The sequence below is a fragment of the Streptomyces sp. 351MFTsu5.1 genome (assembly GCF_000383655.1).
Taxonomy (GTDB): domain Bacteria; phylum Actinomycetota; class Actinomycetes; order Streptomycetales; family Streptomycetaceae; genus Streptomyces; species Streptomyces griseorubiginosus.
The window spans coordinates 310,436-323,318 of sequence record NZ_KB911781.1; the positions used below are offsets into that span (position 1 = coordinate 310,436).

The following is a 12,883-nucleotide window of genomic DNA, read 5'->3' on the forward strand; positions in this document are numbered from 1 at the left end:
CGGCGCGTCGACCTCTCTGTGGATTCAACCAGGTTCACGCGCCCCGGAGCAGGGCGCCGGTCAGCGGGCGGAGGCGGGGGGCGTCGGCGCTGACGTGTTCGGGGGGACGGGTGCTGCGAGGAGGCCGGTGGCGGTGAGGTCCGGCGTGGGGGACAGGGAGGTCAGGGTGAGCGGCGGGGTCTCGCTGAGCGGACGTATGAGCGGGGACATGGCGGCGGCACCCGCGACCACAGGAGCCGTGAGGGTGTGCAGCGCGGCCTGCTGGACCTGGGCGGGGATACCCGGCAGCAGGGGAGCGGAGGCCTCGGTGGGGGCGACGGGGGTGTCGCCCAGTGCCCGCTGCCCCTGTTCCTGCGCGAGCAGGGGGCCCACGCCACGCCGACGCTGGTTCTCCGGCACCGCCGCTCCCGTGCCCGGGGCGCGCGCCGGAGTGACGTTGCTGCCGGCTCCGCGGGCCTCGGTGTCGCCCGGCACGCCCGTGGTGACGCCGCCCAGCGCGATCGCGGCGAGCGACACCGCCCCTGCGGCGACGAACGCGATCCGCATACCGCGTGAGGCGGAGCGCTCGGCGTCGTGGCGGCTGACGTCATGGATGCGGAAACCCCGGCCGGCGGCGGGCGGGAGCACCCCCGCGTGCGTGCGTGCGGGGACGTAGTCGAACTCGAAGCGATCGCCACGTCTTACCCCGAAGGCCCCGGTGCCGGGTCGTCCCGACAGTCCCCCGATGCCTCCCCCGCCGAACGGCGAGCTGTCGCCGTCCTCCGGATCACCTCCGGGCAGCCCCTGGAGGCGGGCGAGGAAGCTCTCGGAGGGCGGCGGCGGGGCGGCCTCCGCGAAGACGTTCTTCAGGCGGCGCTGGGCGTCGGCCTCCGCTTTGCACTTCGCGCAGGTGGCGAGATGCGCGAGGACACGCTCACGCGTGGCATGACCGAGCTCGCCGTCCACCAGGGCGGCGAGTCGGTCTCCCAGATGCTGGTCCGCGAGGCTTCCCTCGCCGGGTTTGGGCAGTGATCCACTCACGCGGTCGCGCCCCCTCCCCCCAGCGCGGGGACCCGGGCCATGAAGGAACGGCGCTCGGCGCGGGCCTCCGGGGAGCGGTGCGCGAGGGCCTTGCGCAGCTGGGAACGGCCGCGGTGGATCCGCGAGCGCACGGTGCCCAGCTTGACGCCCAGGGTCGCGGCGATCTCCTCGTACGACAGTCCCTCGATGTCGCACAGGACGACCGCGGCGCGGAACTCCGGCGCAAGGGTGTCGAGGGCCTGCTGGACGTCCGCGTCGAAGTGCGCGTCGTTGAAGACCTGCTGGGGCGAGGGCTCGCGGCTGGGCAGTCGCTCGGCCGCGTCCTCGCCGAGGGCGTCGAAGCGGATGCGCTGCTTGCGGCGGACCATGTCCAGGAAGAGGTTGGTGGTGATGCGGTGCAGCCAGCCCTCGAAGGTGCCCGGGGTGTACGTGGACAGCGAGCGGAAGACGCGGACGAAGACCTCCTGCGTGAGGTCCTCGGCGTCGTGCTGGTTGCCGGTGAGGCGGTACGCGAGGCGGTAGACGCGGCCGCTGTGCGTGCTGACGATCTCCTCCCAGGTGGGCGGAGTCCACGCCTGCCCATCCGCGTCGGTGGCGAAGGTCGCGGTCTGGGCGTAGTCGCCGGCGTGGCTGTGGTCAGCGGTGTCGTTCACGGATTTCGGCCTGCCCGCCGATCCGAGGAAGCGCCGCAGCACTCCCCCACGATCCCCAGGCGCGGCCGCACCTCCCCTGTCGGCTCTGGTTGTCTCCAGTGGAGCCCCTACCATAGCCACCTCGCCCGTTAGCTCCGGATAAGCGGTTTTACGAGAATTTGATCTGGGCTGATACCACTCGGTCCCCTGCGTCAGCAGTTGCTCGAGGGCCTGCTCGTCATCGTGATCCAACTGTGTCCCCCCGGGTGCGTCTCCACCCCTCTAAACGCCCGGTCCCATCTGCGGGTTCCCGACGCCAACGGATACAGTCACGCCCAGGCAACCACGGGGCAAGGAGAGGGCCATTACCGCCAACCGGCAGACGAGCTGGGCGTTCGCCGACGCCTACGTCGCCGAGGACGAAGTGCTGCTCTGGGCCCGCGACCGGGCCCGTGAGGCGGGGCTGCGCTCGGTGTCGCCCGGCACGGGCGCGGCGCTGCGGTTGCTGGCGGCCTCCGTGGACGCGAAGGCGGTGGCCGAGATCGGCACCGGCACCGGCGTCTCCGGCATCCATCTGCTGTACGGCATGCGCCCCGACGGGGTGCTGACCACCGTCGACCCCGAGCCGGAGCACCAGCAGTTCGCCCGCCAGGCCTTCCGCGCCTGCGGCTTCGCCAGCAACCGGGCCCGCTTCATCCCGGGCCGCGCGCTGGACGTCCTGCCCCGCCTCGCCGACGCCGGCTACGACCTGGTGTTCTGCGACGGCGACCGGCAGGAGGTCATGGACTATCTCGCTGAATCGTTGCGCCTGTTGCGTCCGGGTGGCCTCGTGGTCTTCGAGGGCGTCTTCGCCAACGGCCGCACGGTGGACTCGGGGCCGCAGCCCACGGAAGTGCTGCGGCTGAGGGAACTGCTGCGGGCCGTCCGCGAGACCCAGGAGCTGATGCCCTCACTGCTGCCGGTCGGCGACGGGCTGCTCTGCGCCGTCAAGCGATAGCGACAGGAGCAGCAGTTCCAGGAGCAGTGGTTCCAGGAGCAGCCGCTTCCACCCCGTACCGCCATCCGGGTGTCCGTCCGGGCAGACCGCTGCCCCGGCACCTCAGGAGATGCCGGGGCAGCCGAAAGGGTATGGTCGCGTTCCGCGTCAGCCGACGACCTTCTTGAGGGCGTCGCCGAGCGCGTCGGCCTCGTCAGGGGTCAGCTCGACGACGAGCCGACCGCCGCCTTCGAGCGGAACGCGCATGACGATGCCCCGCCCCTCCTTGGTCACCTCGAGCGGGCCATCGCCCGTCCGCGGCTTCATGGCCGCCATGCTCGTTCCCCTTCCTGAAACCAGCTCATCGCCAAAGCCGACGGCCCTGGAGGGCACGCGCGTCAAAGTGGGACACGCGACACCGGCATCGAACACATTGCTTCCAGGCCATTATCCCGCATCGCGGGACCCGATGACCAACATCAGTCGGCATCGCTTGGGCAACGCGCGCGAGCAAAACCACTCAATTCGGCGATGTGGCTGCGATACTCCGCCGCCGCGCGGATCCGGACGTGCTGTGAACGCTCCCGATTTCTTTGACGCAGGTCACACGTCCGCTCCGGTCCCCGCACGACGATCTCCGCCATGCTGTCCTGTGGACATCCGGTCCATCGGACGCAGCGGAGGGGAAACGCCATGACCGACACCGTGCTCTACGAGGTGAGCGACGGACTCGCGACGATCACGCTGAACCGCCCCGAGGCGATGAACGCGCTGAACATCGCCACGAAGGTCGCTCTGCGGGAGGCGGTCGAGTCGGCGGCGCAGGACGACGCCGTACGGGCCGTGCTGCTGACCGCGGCCGGGGAGCGGGCGTTCTGCGTGGGCCAGGACCTCAAGGAGCACATCGGGCTGCTGGCCGACGGCTCGACGGAGGTCATGAGCACGGTCAAGGAGCACTACAACCCGGTGGTGCGCGCCCTGACCGAGATGCCCAAGCCGGTGGTGGCCGGGGTGAACGGGGTCGCGGCGGGCGCCGGCTTCGGGATCGCGCTCGCGGCCGACTACCGGGTGGCGGCGGACACCGCGGCCTTCAACACGTCGTTCGCGGGGGTGGCGCTGACCGCGGACTCCGGCATCTCGTGGACGCTGCCGCGGGTGGTGGGGCCGGGCCGCGCCGCCGACCTGCTGCTCTTCCCGCGGACCATGTCGGCCCGGGACGCGCACGACCTCGGGATCGTGAACCGTCTGGTGCCGTCCACCGATCTGCCCGCGGAGGCGGAGAAGGTGGCGCGGGCGCTGGCCTCGGGGCCGACGGTGGCGTACGGGGCGATCAAGGAGTCTCTGGCCTACGGGGCCACCCACACCCTGTCGGAGACCCTGGACAAGGAGGACGAGCTCCAGACCCGGGCCGGGGCCTCCGAGGACCACGCGATCGCCGTACGGGCGTTCGTGAACAAGCAGGCCCCCGAGTACCTGGGCCGCTAGGCACCCGAGGCCCGTACCCGGGCCGTCCGGACTCAGCCCGTTCGCACGACGCACGTCTCCAGGTGGTCGTCCACCAGTCCGCAGGCCTGCATCAGGGCGTACGCCGTCGTGGGGCCCACGAAACGCAGGCCGCGCTTCTTCAGGGCCTTGGACAGGGCCGTGGAGTCCGGGGTGATCGCCGGGACGTCACCGAGCGTCTTCGGCACCGGGTGCGAGGCCGGGGCGTGGGACCAGATCAGCTCGTCCAGCTCCCCCGGGGTCCATTCCGCCAGCACGCGCGCGTTGGCCAGCGTCGCGTCGACCTTGGCGCGGTTGCGGATGATCCCGGGGTCCAGGAGCAGGCGCTCGCGGTCGGCCTCGTCGAAGGTCGCCACCTTGGCGATCTCGAAGCCCGCGAAGGCCGCCCGGAAGGTCTCGCGGCGGCGCAGGATGGTGATCCAGGACAGGCCGGACTGGAAGGCCTCCAGGCTGAGGCGTTCGTACAGGGCGTCGTCGCCGTGGACGGGGCGGCCCCACTCCTCGTCGTGGTACGCCACGTAGTCCGGGGTGGACAGCGCCCAGGGGCAGCGCAGCGCCCCGTCCGGGCCCGCGAGGGCGGCGCCGGTCACCGCTGCTCCTCGTGACCGTGGTCCGGCTTCTCCATGCTCACGTGGGCGGTGGCCCGGGCACCGGCCAGCGCGGACTCCAGGTCGGCGATCCGGGCGTCCCGCTCGGCGAGTTCGGCGCCGAGCCGGCTGAGGGCGTCGTCCACGTCGGCCATGCGGTAGCCGCGGGCGGCGAGCGGGAAGCGCAGGCTGTCGATGTCGGCGCGGTCCACCGGGCGGTCGGGCGGCAGGGGGTCCTGGAGCCGCTCGGGGGCGACGTCGGGCAGCGGACCGTCGCTGTCGCCACCGCCCACCACGGCGAGCGTCACCGCGGCGACCACGACCGCGAGCGCGATGACCAGGAACAAGAACATAACCATCGCTGAGGTCCCCATGGTCCCTGCCGGCGGCCGGCCGCCGGCGTCGAATGTGTCAGGGTCCGATCGTGCCATGCGAGTCTGACAGTTAGGGTCGCAGGCGGCCGCGGAAGCCGAAGACACAGGCGGCTGAAGCCGAGGACACAGACGTGGGAAGTGAGGTCACAGGGGATGCTCAGGCTGGGCAGGCGCTCCTTCGCGGCGCACGAGCCGGTGATCATGGCGATCGTGAACCGGACCCCCGACTCCTTCTACGACCAGGGGGCCACGTTCCTCGACGAGCCCGCCCTCGCGCGCGTGGAGCAGGCGGTGGCCGAGGGCGCAGCCATCATCGACATCGGCGGGGTCAAGGCGGGGCCCGGGGAAGAGGTGTCCGCCGAGGAGGAGGCGCGACGGACCGTGGGGTTCGTGGCGGAGGTGCGGCGGCGGTTCCCGGACGTGATCATCAGCGTCGACACCTGGCGGGCGTCCGTCGGTGCGGCGGTGTGCGAGGCGGGGGCGGATCTGCTCAACGACGCGTGGGGCGGGGTCGATCCGGGCCTCGCGGAGGTCGCGGCGCGGTACGGGGTGGGGCTGGTGTGCACGCATGCGGGGGGCGCGGAGCCGCGTACCCGGCCGCACCGGGTGACGTACGACGACGTCATGGCGGACATCCTGCGGGTCACCGTGGGACTGGCGGAGCGTGCGGTGTCGCTCGGGGTGCCGCGGGAGTCGGTGCTGATCGATCCCGGGCACGACTTCGGGAAGAACACGCGGCACAGCCTGGAGGCGACGCGGCGGCTCGGGGAGATGGTCTCCACCGGGTGGCCGGTGCTGGTGTCGCTGTCGAACAAGGACTTCGTGGGCGAGACGCTGGACAAGCCGGTGAAGGAGCGGGTGGTGGGGACCCTGGCGACGACGGCGGTGTCGGCCTGGCTGGGGGCGCAGGTGTACCGGGTGCACGAGGTCGCGGAGACCCGGCAGGTGCTGGACATGGTCGCGTCGATCGCGGGGCACCGGCCGCCTGCGGTCGCTCGTCGGGGGCTGGCGTAAGACGTTTTTCGCCCCCGCCGCCCCTACCCGTCCCGTCCTCCAGGGGCTGCCGCCCCTTCGACCCCGCTCCCAGGGGCTCCGCCCCCGGACCCCCGCTCCTCAAACGCCGGAGGGGCTGCATTGCCGACCGTTCGCATTTCAGCCTCGGTCCAGGCGATCTCAGCCCGTCCGGCGTTTGAGGACGAGGCCCCTTTCAGGGCCGAAGCGGGGGTCCGGGGGCGGCAGCTCCTGGCAACGGCGCCGTACCAAGACCCCGGTTCAAGCCCGGCGCTAGCGTCCCGCCTCCTTCGACACCAACGCCACCGCCTCGTCCACGTCGTCGGTCACGTGGAACAGGAGCAGGTCCTTCTCCGAGGCCTTGCCCTGGGCGACCAGGGTGTTCTTGAGCCAGTCGACCAGGCCGCCCCAGTACGCGCTGCCGAACAGCACGATCGGGAAGCGGGTGACCTTCTGGGTCTGGACCAGGGTCAGCGCCTCGAAGAGTTCGTCTAGGGTGCCGAGGCCGCCCGGGAGGACGACGAAGCCCTGCGCGTACTTCACGAACATCATCTTGCGGACGAAGAAGTAGCGGAAGTTGAGGCCGATGTCGACGTAGGGGTTGAGCCCCTGCTCGAAGGGCAGCTCGATGCCGAGCCCCACCGACGTGCCCTTGGCCTCGCAGGCACCCTTGTTGGCCGCCTCCATGGCGCCCGGGCCGCCGCCGGTGATGACCGCGAAGCCGGCCTCCACCAGGCCCCGCCCGAGCCGCACGCCCGCCTCGTACTCCGGGGAGTCGGCCGGTGTCCGAGCGGAGCCGAACACACTGATCGCGGGCGGGAGTTCGGCGAGGGTGCCGAAGCCCTCGATGAACTCCGACTGGATGCGCAGCACGCGCCAGGGGTCGGTGTGGACCCAGTCCGAGGGGCCGCCCGCGTCCAGCAGGCGCTGGTCGGTGGTGCTCGCCGTGACCTGGTCCCGCCTGCGGAGGACCGGTCCCAGGCGCTGCTCCTCCGGCGGCTGCTTCTTGCCCTCGGGGTTCCCGGTAGCCATGTGCGCTCCCTCCGCTTGCCTGGTCTTTCCATCTCAGCGTAGATCTACGCGGGTTACGGAGGGGGGACGTCCGCGTGTCCGGCACGAAGCACCACCGCGCCGCCCGGTGTCCTCACGCCGTCAGCCAGGCCCTCAGCTTCTGCTCCGCCTCCGGGATCAGCGAGACCTTCACGCGCTCGTCCAGCTTGTGCGCGAGCAGCGGCTCACCGGGGCTGTAGTTCACCGCGGGCACGCCGAGCGCGCTGAAGCGGGAGACGTCGGTCCAGCCGAACTTGGGGCGGGCGACGCCCCCGACCGCGGCCATGAAGGCCTGGGCGACGGGGTGGGTGAGGCCGGGGCGGGCGCCGCCGGTGTGGTCGTCGACGGTGAACTCGTCGACCCCGCAGTCCGCGAAGAAGTCCCGCACGAAGGCCTCCGCCTCGGCCTCGCTGCGGTCGGGCGCGTAACGGAAGTTGACCGTCAGGACGCAGGAGTCGGGGATGACGTTGGTGGCCACGCCGCCCGTCACGCCGACCGCGTTGAGGCCCTCGTGGTACTCGAGGCCGTCGACGACCGGCTTGCGCGGCTCGTACGCGGCCAGCTTGGCGAGGGCCGGGCCGGCCTTGTGGATCGCGTTGGACCCCATCCACGCGCGCGCGGAGTGCGCACGCTCTCCGTTGAACGTCAGCAGCACCCGCAGGGTTCCCTGGCAACCGCCCTCGACCTGGTTGTCCGTGGGCTCCAGCAGGACCGCGAAGTCGCCCTCCAGCCACTCCGGGTGGGCCTCGGCCACATGTCCCAGGCCGTTGAGGTGGGCCGCGACCTCTTCGTTGTCGTAGAAGATGAACGTGAGGTCGCGGTTGGGCTCGGGGACGGTCGCCGCGATGCGCAGCTGGACCGCGACGCCGGACTTCATGTCGCAGGTGCCGCAGCCCCAGAGGTAGCCCTCGTCGTCGAGCCGGGAGGGGACGTTTCCCGCGATGGGCACGGTGTCGATGTGGCCGGCGAGGATGACGCGTTCCGGGCGGCCGAGGTTCGTGCGGGCGACGACGTTGTTGCCGTGCCGGTCGACCGTGAGGTGCGGCAGGGCGCGCAGGGCGGTCTCGATCGCGTCCGCCAGGGGCTTCTCGGTGCCGCTCTCGGAAGGGAAGTCGACGAGCTGCGCGGTGAGCTGAGCCGCGTCGAGGGAAAGGTCAAGAGGGGTGTCGGCCATGCTGTCGACCCTAGCGCCCCCCGCCGCCCGCCCCTCTGTCCCCATCGGGCTCTGGCTCCTCAGTACTCTCCAGTATCTTGTGCGGATGCCAGAGCCGTTGCCCCCCACCCGCAAACGCCGTGGCCGCCTCCTGCGCTTCGCCGCGGCCCTCGTGATCCTGTGCGCGGTCGCCGGTTATCTCGTGGTGCAGTACGTCACCGGAGGCCCGGGCGGTCCGGGATGCAAAGTCGTCTCCGGCGAGGCGGGCGGACCGTCGTACGAGTTCACGCCCGAGCAGGCGGTGAACGCGGCGACGATCACCGCCGTCGGCACCGGGCGCGGGCTGCCCGAGCGGGCCGTGGCCATCGCGCTGGCCACCGCCCTCCAGGAGTCGGGGCTGCGCAACATCTCGCACGGCGACCGCGACTCGCTGGGCCTGTTCCAGCAGCGTCCCTCGCAGGGCTGGGGCACCCCGCAGGAGATCCTCGACCCGACCTACGCGGCGGGCGAGTTCTACAAGCACCTGGTCAAGGTGGCGGACTACCAGAAGCTGCCGCTGACCGTCGCCGCGCAGCGGGTGCAGCGCAGCGGCTATCCGGAGGCGTACGCCAAGCACGAGCCGGACGCCACCGTGCTCGCCGCAGCCCTCACCGGCACCTCGGCGGCCACCCTGACCTGTGACGGCCGCCAGGACCCCGTACAGGCGGCCGCCACCGGTTCGGTGGGCGCCACGACCCAGCAGGCCGCGACGGGCCCGGACGGGGTGCGGTCGGCCCTGGTACGGGACTTCGGGCGGGACGTGCTGGAGACGACCGCGGCGGAGGTGGGCGCCGAGGCGTCGCCGCGCGCGCTGTCCGCCCCCGGTGACGGGCGGACCGTGACCCTTCCGGTGCGCAAGGACACGAGCCGGGGTGCCGGCCGCAGTCTCACGGAACGCGGCTGGCAGCTCGCGCACTGGGCGGTCGCCAACTCCTCCGCGCTGCGCATCGAGCGGGTCTCGTACGCCGGGCGGCAGTGGACCGCGGGCAGCACGGACAGCCAGTGGCGTCCGGCAAGCGGCGAGAGCTCCACGGGGTCGGTGCGGATCCTCACGGCACGGTAGTTCGGAAGATCACCTGGGAGGGTCACGTCCGGCCGCCGCGGGAGCGGGTGTGCGCAGGTTTTCGCCGCGTCACCCCCGTATCCGCCAGAACCCTTGAGAACAAAGGGCTCCAAGGATTCGACGGACTTTCAGACCGGTAGCTTTTTGCCCGTTTTTATCCGGAGGTGATAATGCGACGCATTGCCAACTCTTTACGTTGGGCCTCCGCAACCTTCGTCGGCTTCGAGCGGTAGTCACGGCGTCCTAGCAACGTTTCCTCGTCGAAGGAGCAACATGTCCCTCCCCCTGACCCGCAGGATCGCCCGTGCCGCGCTGCTCGTCGCTGCGGGAGCGGCAGCCGGGGTCGGTGCGGCCGGCGCCGCCAGTGCGGCCCCCGCGCAGCTGCCGGCTGCCCCGAACCTCGGCGGCCTGACCGCTCTGGACGGGGCGCACGTCGGCAACACGGTGGACGGTGCGGCGCAGAACCTGGCCGGGACCGCGGGCAAGGCCGGTGGCAAGGCGGTCGAGAAGGCCGTGCCGACCGCGGGCAAGACCGGCGGCAAGGCCGTGAAGAAGGCGGCTCCGGCCGCGCAGAAGACGGCGGGCGAGGCCGCCGGTTCCGCCGGGGGCCTCCTCGGGGACACCACGTCCACGGCCACGAAGGGCGGCCTGCCGACCGACTCCCTCACCAAGGGCGGAGGCCTGCCGTCGGCGGACACCCTGCCGGTGAAGAGCCTCCCGCTCGGCTAGTACCCCGCGCGTACGCCGAAGGGGCCCGGAGATCTCTCCGGGCCCCTTCGGCGTACGGCAGAAGCAGTCACAGACGTTCCACGGCCGCCCGTACCCGCTCGTCGGTCGCCGTCAGGGCCACGCGGACGAACTTCTCGCCTGCCTCGCCGTAGAAGTCGCCCGGAGCCACCAGGATGCCCCGGTCGGCCAGGTGGTCGACCGTGGACCAGCAGGACTCGTCACGGGTGGCCCAGAGGTAGAGGCTGGCCTCGCTGTGCTCGATGCGGAAGCCGTGGTCCAGGAGGGCCTCGCGCAGCAGGGTCCTGCGGGCCGCGTAGCGCTCACGCTGCTCACGCACGTGCGTGTCGTCGCCCAGGGCCGCCACCACCGCCGCCTGGGTCGGCGCCGACGTCATCATGCCGCCGTGCTTGCGGATCTCCAGGAGGGGCGCGAGGACCGCCGGGTCGCCCGCCAGGAAGGCCGCGCGGTAGCCCGCGAGGTTGGACCGCTTGGAGAGCGAGTGGACGGCCACGATGCCGTCGTAGGAGCCGCCGTTCACGTCCGGGTGGAGCACCGAGACGGGGTCGGCCTCCCAGCCGAGCTCCAGGTAGCACTCGTCGGAGAAGAGCAGGATGCCGTGCGACCGGGCCCAGGCGACGATCCTCGTCAGCTCGTCCCTGGACAGCACCTTGCCGGTCGGGTTCGACGGCGAGTTGAGCCACAGGAGCTTCAGGCCCGCCGGGTCCAGCTCGGTCGGGTCGTCGTAGACCTCGTACTCGGCCCGGGCGAGGCGCGCGCCCACCTCGTACGTCGGGTACGCCAGGCGCGGGTAGGCGACCCGGTCGCCCGGGCCCAGGCCAAGCTGGGTGGGGAGCCAGGCGACGAGTTCCTTGGAGCCGACGATCGGCAGGACGTGCCGGTGGGTGACCTCGCGGGCGCCCAAGCGGCGCTCGACCCAGCCGGTGATCGCGTCGCGCAGCGCCGGGGTGCCCCAGACGGTCGGGTAGCCCGGGGAGTCCGCCGCGTCGATCAGAGCCTTCTGGATCAGGTCGGGGACCGGGTCGACAGGGGTGCCGACGGAGAGGTCGACGATGCCGCCGGGGTGCTCGAGAGCCTTCTTCTTGTACGGCTCCAGCTTGTCCCAGGGGAAGGTGGGCAGGCGGTCGGAGACTGCGGACACGGCTGTCGCGCTCGCTTTCGGGTCGTACGGCAAAACGCCTCGGTCCCGCACGGCCGTGATCAGGGATGATCAGGCCGTACGGGACCGAGGCGGCACGCCTGGGGGTGCCGGATGATCAGGCCTGCGGCGGCAGCGCGGCGATGAACGGGTGGTCCCGCTCGATCAGGCCGAGCTTGCTGGCGCCACCGGGCGAACCGAGGTCGTCGAAGAACTCGACGTTCGCCTTGTAGTAGTCCTTCCACTCATCCGGGGTGTCGTCCTCGTAGAAGATCGCCTCGACCGGGCACACCGGCTCACAGGCACCACAGTCGACGCATTCGTCCGGGTGGATGTACAAGGACCGGGAGCCCTCGTAGATGCAGTCGACCGGGCACTCCTCGATGCAGGCCTTGTCCTTCACGTCGACACAAGGCTGCGCGATGACGTAGGTCACGCTGTCGTTCCTCCTCCATAGGGCGCTGGCGGGCCTCCTCAGGCTCCGCCGCCTCGCGCGCGGGAGCGCGGCGTCGTCGATGCCCGCCCCTAGTATCTCCGTTCTTGGCCATGATCCGAACAGGAGGGGTGAACTGACCTGTGGAAATCTCCGCCGCGGGGCGCCTGGTCGTCCGTATCTCCGCTGCTGACGTGGGGAAACGGGTGTCCGTGCGGTGCCTGGACGAAACCGCCGTCACGCACGAGAAGTTCACCGACACGGTGGGTGTTCTCACATCATGGGACGCCGGTGTGCTGATGATCACGCGACGGGACGGCGAGCGCGTCCGCATTCCGGAGTCCGCGCTGGTGGCGGGCAAGGTGGTCCCCTCCGCCCCGGCGCGTCGCCGGGGGCCCGCCGCCTCGTACGAGGAACTGGCCCGGATCGCCGCGCGCGGCTGGCGGCCGGTGGAGAGCGAGCGGCTCGGTGAGTGGGAGCTGCGTGCCGCCGCCGGGTTCACCCGCCGCGCCAACTCCGTCCTCCCGCTCGGCGACCCCGGGCTGCCGCTCGACGAGGCCCTGGCCGCCGTACGGCGGTGGTACGGCGAGCGCGGGCTGCCGGCCTACATACAGACCGCGACCGGCGCCGACGGCACCCAGGAGGTGCTGTGCGCGGAGCTGGAGACGCGCGGGTGGACGCGGGAGGTGACGGCGGAGCTGTGGACGGGGGCCCTGGCCCCGGTCGCGGACCGTTCCGGTGACGGTGTGGTCCTGTCCCGGGAGGCCGACGCGGGCTGGCTGGCGCGCTACCAGCGCAAGGGCGTGAGCGAGGTGGCGCTGCGGGTGCTCGGCAGCGGGCCCTCGGTGTGGTTCGCCACGGTTTCCTCGGAGACGGGAGGGGCACCGGCAGCGATCGGGCGGTGTGTCGTCGACGGCCGCTGGGCCGGGTTCGCCGCGGTCGAGGTGGATCCCGCGCTACGGCGACGGGGGCTGGCCTCGACCGTGATGGCGGCGCTGGCGCAGCGGGCGCTGGAGGAGGGCGCGTCGGCCGCGTGGCTCCAGGTCGAGTCGGACAACGCCGGGGCGCGGGCTCTGTACGAGCGGATGGGGTTCAGCGCACACCACGCCTACCACCACTACCGCGAGCCGGATGTCTCCGGCGCCGCACGGTAGTAG

General features: G+C 71.8%; 15 protein-coding genes. 6 read left to right on the top strand and 9 right to left on the bottom strand.

Features of this window, described 5'->3' with window-relative positions; all coding sequences use genetic code 11:
* Positions 1–60 precede the first annotated feature (60 nt).
* Together H295_RS0118215 and sigE are read right to left on the bottom strand one after the other, a co-directional pair.
* On the bottom strand, positions 61–1,020 hold the full coding sequence (locus tag H295_RS0118215; RefSeq protein WP_028809485.1) for an anti-sigma factor family protein: 960 nt from the start codon (positions 1,018–1,020) through the stop codon (positions 61–63).
* Entirely contained in the window at positions 1,017–1,715 is a 699-nt protein-coding gene (gene sigE / locus H295_RS0118220; protein ID WP_020136768.1) for an RNA polymerase sigma factor SigE, read from the bottom strand. Before sigE ends, H295_RS0118215 begins: the two co-directional genes overlap by 4 nt.
* 301 nt (positions 1,716–2,016) lie before the next feature.
* On the opposite strand from sigE, the gene H295_RS0118225 reads away from it, so the two are divergent.
* The gene (locus tag H295_RS0118225) at positions 2,017–2,649 is read left to right on the top strand and encodes an O-methyltransferase (protein ID WP_199788602.1); all 633 of its coding nucleotides are present in this window, start codon (positions 2,017–2,019) and stop codon (positions 2,647–2,649) included.
* A gap of 147 nt (positions 2,650–2,796) precedes the next feature.
* On the opposite strand, the gene H295_RS45530 is transcribed toward H295_RS0118225, so the two are convergent.
* Positions 2,797–2,964, bottom strand: coding sequence for a DUF3117 domain-containing protein (locus tag H295_RS45530; RefSeq protein ID WP_003966491.1), 168 nt, complete (start codon positions 2,962–2,964; stop codon positions 2,797–2,799).
* Positions 2,965–3,321: 357 nt separating this feature from the next.
* Between H295_RS45530 and H295_RS0118235 the strand changes: the two genes are divergently transcribed.
* Positions 3,322–4,113: an enoyl-CoA hydratase/isomerase family protein gene (locus H295_RS0118235; RefSeq protein ID WP_020136770.1), complete on the top strand. Its 792-nt coding sequence runs from the start codon at positions 3,322–3,324 to the stop codon at positions 4,111–4,113.
* A gap of 32 nt (positions 4,114–4,145) precedes the next feature.
* On the opposite strand, the gene H295_RS0118240 is transcribed toward H295_RS0118235, so the two are convergent.
* Positions 4,146–4,721 (bottom strand): DNA-3-methyladenine glycosylase I, encoded by a 576-nt coding sequence (locus tag H295_RS0118240; protein ID WP_020136771.1) that lies wholly within the window; start codon positions 4,719–4,721, stop codon positions 4,146–4,148.
* Positions 4,718–5,071, bottom strand: coding sequence for a DivIVA domain-containing protein (locus tag H295_RS0118245; RefSeq protein ID WP_020136772.1), 354 nt, complete (start codon positions 5,069–5,071; stop codon positions 4,718–4,720). The genes H295_RS0118240 and H295_RS0118245 overlap by 4 nt, the downstream gene beginning before the upstream one ends.
* A 174-nt stretch (positions 5,072–5,245) precedes the next feature.
* On the opposite strand from H295_RS0118245, the gene folP reads away from it, so the two are divergent.
* On the top strand, positions 5,246–6,106 hold the full coding sequence (gene folP, locus H295_RS0118250) for a dihydropteroate synthase (RefSeq protein WP_020136773.1): 861 nt from the start codon (positions 5,246–5,248) through the stop codon (positions 6,104–6,106).
* Between the two features lie 270 nt (positions 6,107–6,376).
* Here folP and H295_RS0118255 read toward each other — a convergent pair whose 3' ends face one another.
* Both H295_RS0118255 and dapE read right to left on the bottom strand, forming a co-directional pair.
* Positions 6,377–7,135 (bottom strand): TIGR00730 family Rossman fold protein, encoded by a 759-nt coding sequence (locus tag H295_RS0118255; RefSeq protein ID WP_020136774.1) that lies wholly within the window; start codon positions 7,133–7,135, stop codon positions 6,377–6,379.
* Between the two features lie 112 nt (positions 7,136–7,247).
* Positions 7,248–8,327 (bottom strand): succinyl-diaminopimelate desuccinylase, encoded by a 1,080-nt coding sequence (dapE, locus tag H295_RS0118260; RefSeq protein WP_020136775.1) that lies wholly within the window; start codon positions 8,325–8,327, stop codon positions 7,248–7,250.
* Between the two features lie 85 nt (positions 8,328–8,412).
* Between dapE and H295_RS0118265 the strand changes: the two genes are divergently transcribed.
* Together H295_RS0118265 and H295_RS0118270 are read left to right on the top strand one after the other, a co-directional pair.
* Complete coding sequence (locus H295_RS0118265) at positions 8,413–9,408, top strand: heavy metal transporter (RefSeq protein WP_078616680.1); 996 nt, start codon at positions 8,413–8,415, stop codon at positions 9,406–9,408.
* A gap of 273 nt (positions 9,409–9,681) precedes the next feature.
* On the top strand, positions 9,682–10,137 hold the full coding sequence (locus H295_RS0118270; protein ID WP_020136777.1) for a hypothetical protein: 456 nt from the start codon (positions 9,682–9,684) through the stop codon (positions 10,135–10,137).
* Positions 10,138–10,204: 67 nt separating this feature from the next.
* Here the strand turns inward: H295_RS0118270 and H295_RS0118275 are convergent, their stop codons facing one another.
* Both H295_RS0118275 and fdxA read right to left on the bottom strand, forming a co-directional pair.
* Positions 10,205–11,296 carry a bifunctional succinyldiaminopimelate transaminase/glutamate-prephenate aminotransferase gene (locus H295_RS0118275; RefSeq protein ID WP_020136778.1) on the bottom strand — a complete coding sequence of 364 codons (1,092 nt, stop codon included), beginning with the start codon at positions 11,294–11,296 and terminating at the stop codon, positions 10,205–10,207.
* Positions 11,297–11,411: 115 nt separating this feature from the next.
* Positions 11,412–11,729, bottom strand: a complete 318-nt coding sequence (gene fdxA / locus H295_RS0118280; protein WP_020136779.1) for a ferredoxin — start codon at positions 11,727–11,729, stop codon at positions 11,412–11,414.
* Between the two features lie 140 nt (positions 11,730–11,869).
* Between fdxA and H295_RS0118285 the strand changes: the two genes are divergently transcribed.
* Complete coding sequence (locus H295_RS0118285; protein ID WP_020136780.1) at positions 11,870–12,880, top strand: GNAT family N-acetyltransferase; 1,011 nt, start codon at positions 11,870–11,872, stop codon at positions 12,878–12,880.
* Positions 12,881–12,883 lie beyond the last annotated feature (3 nt).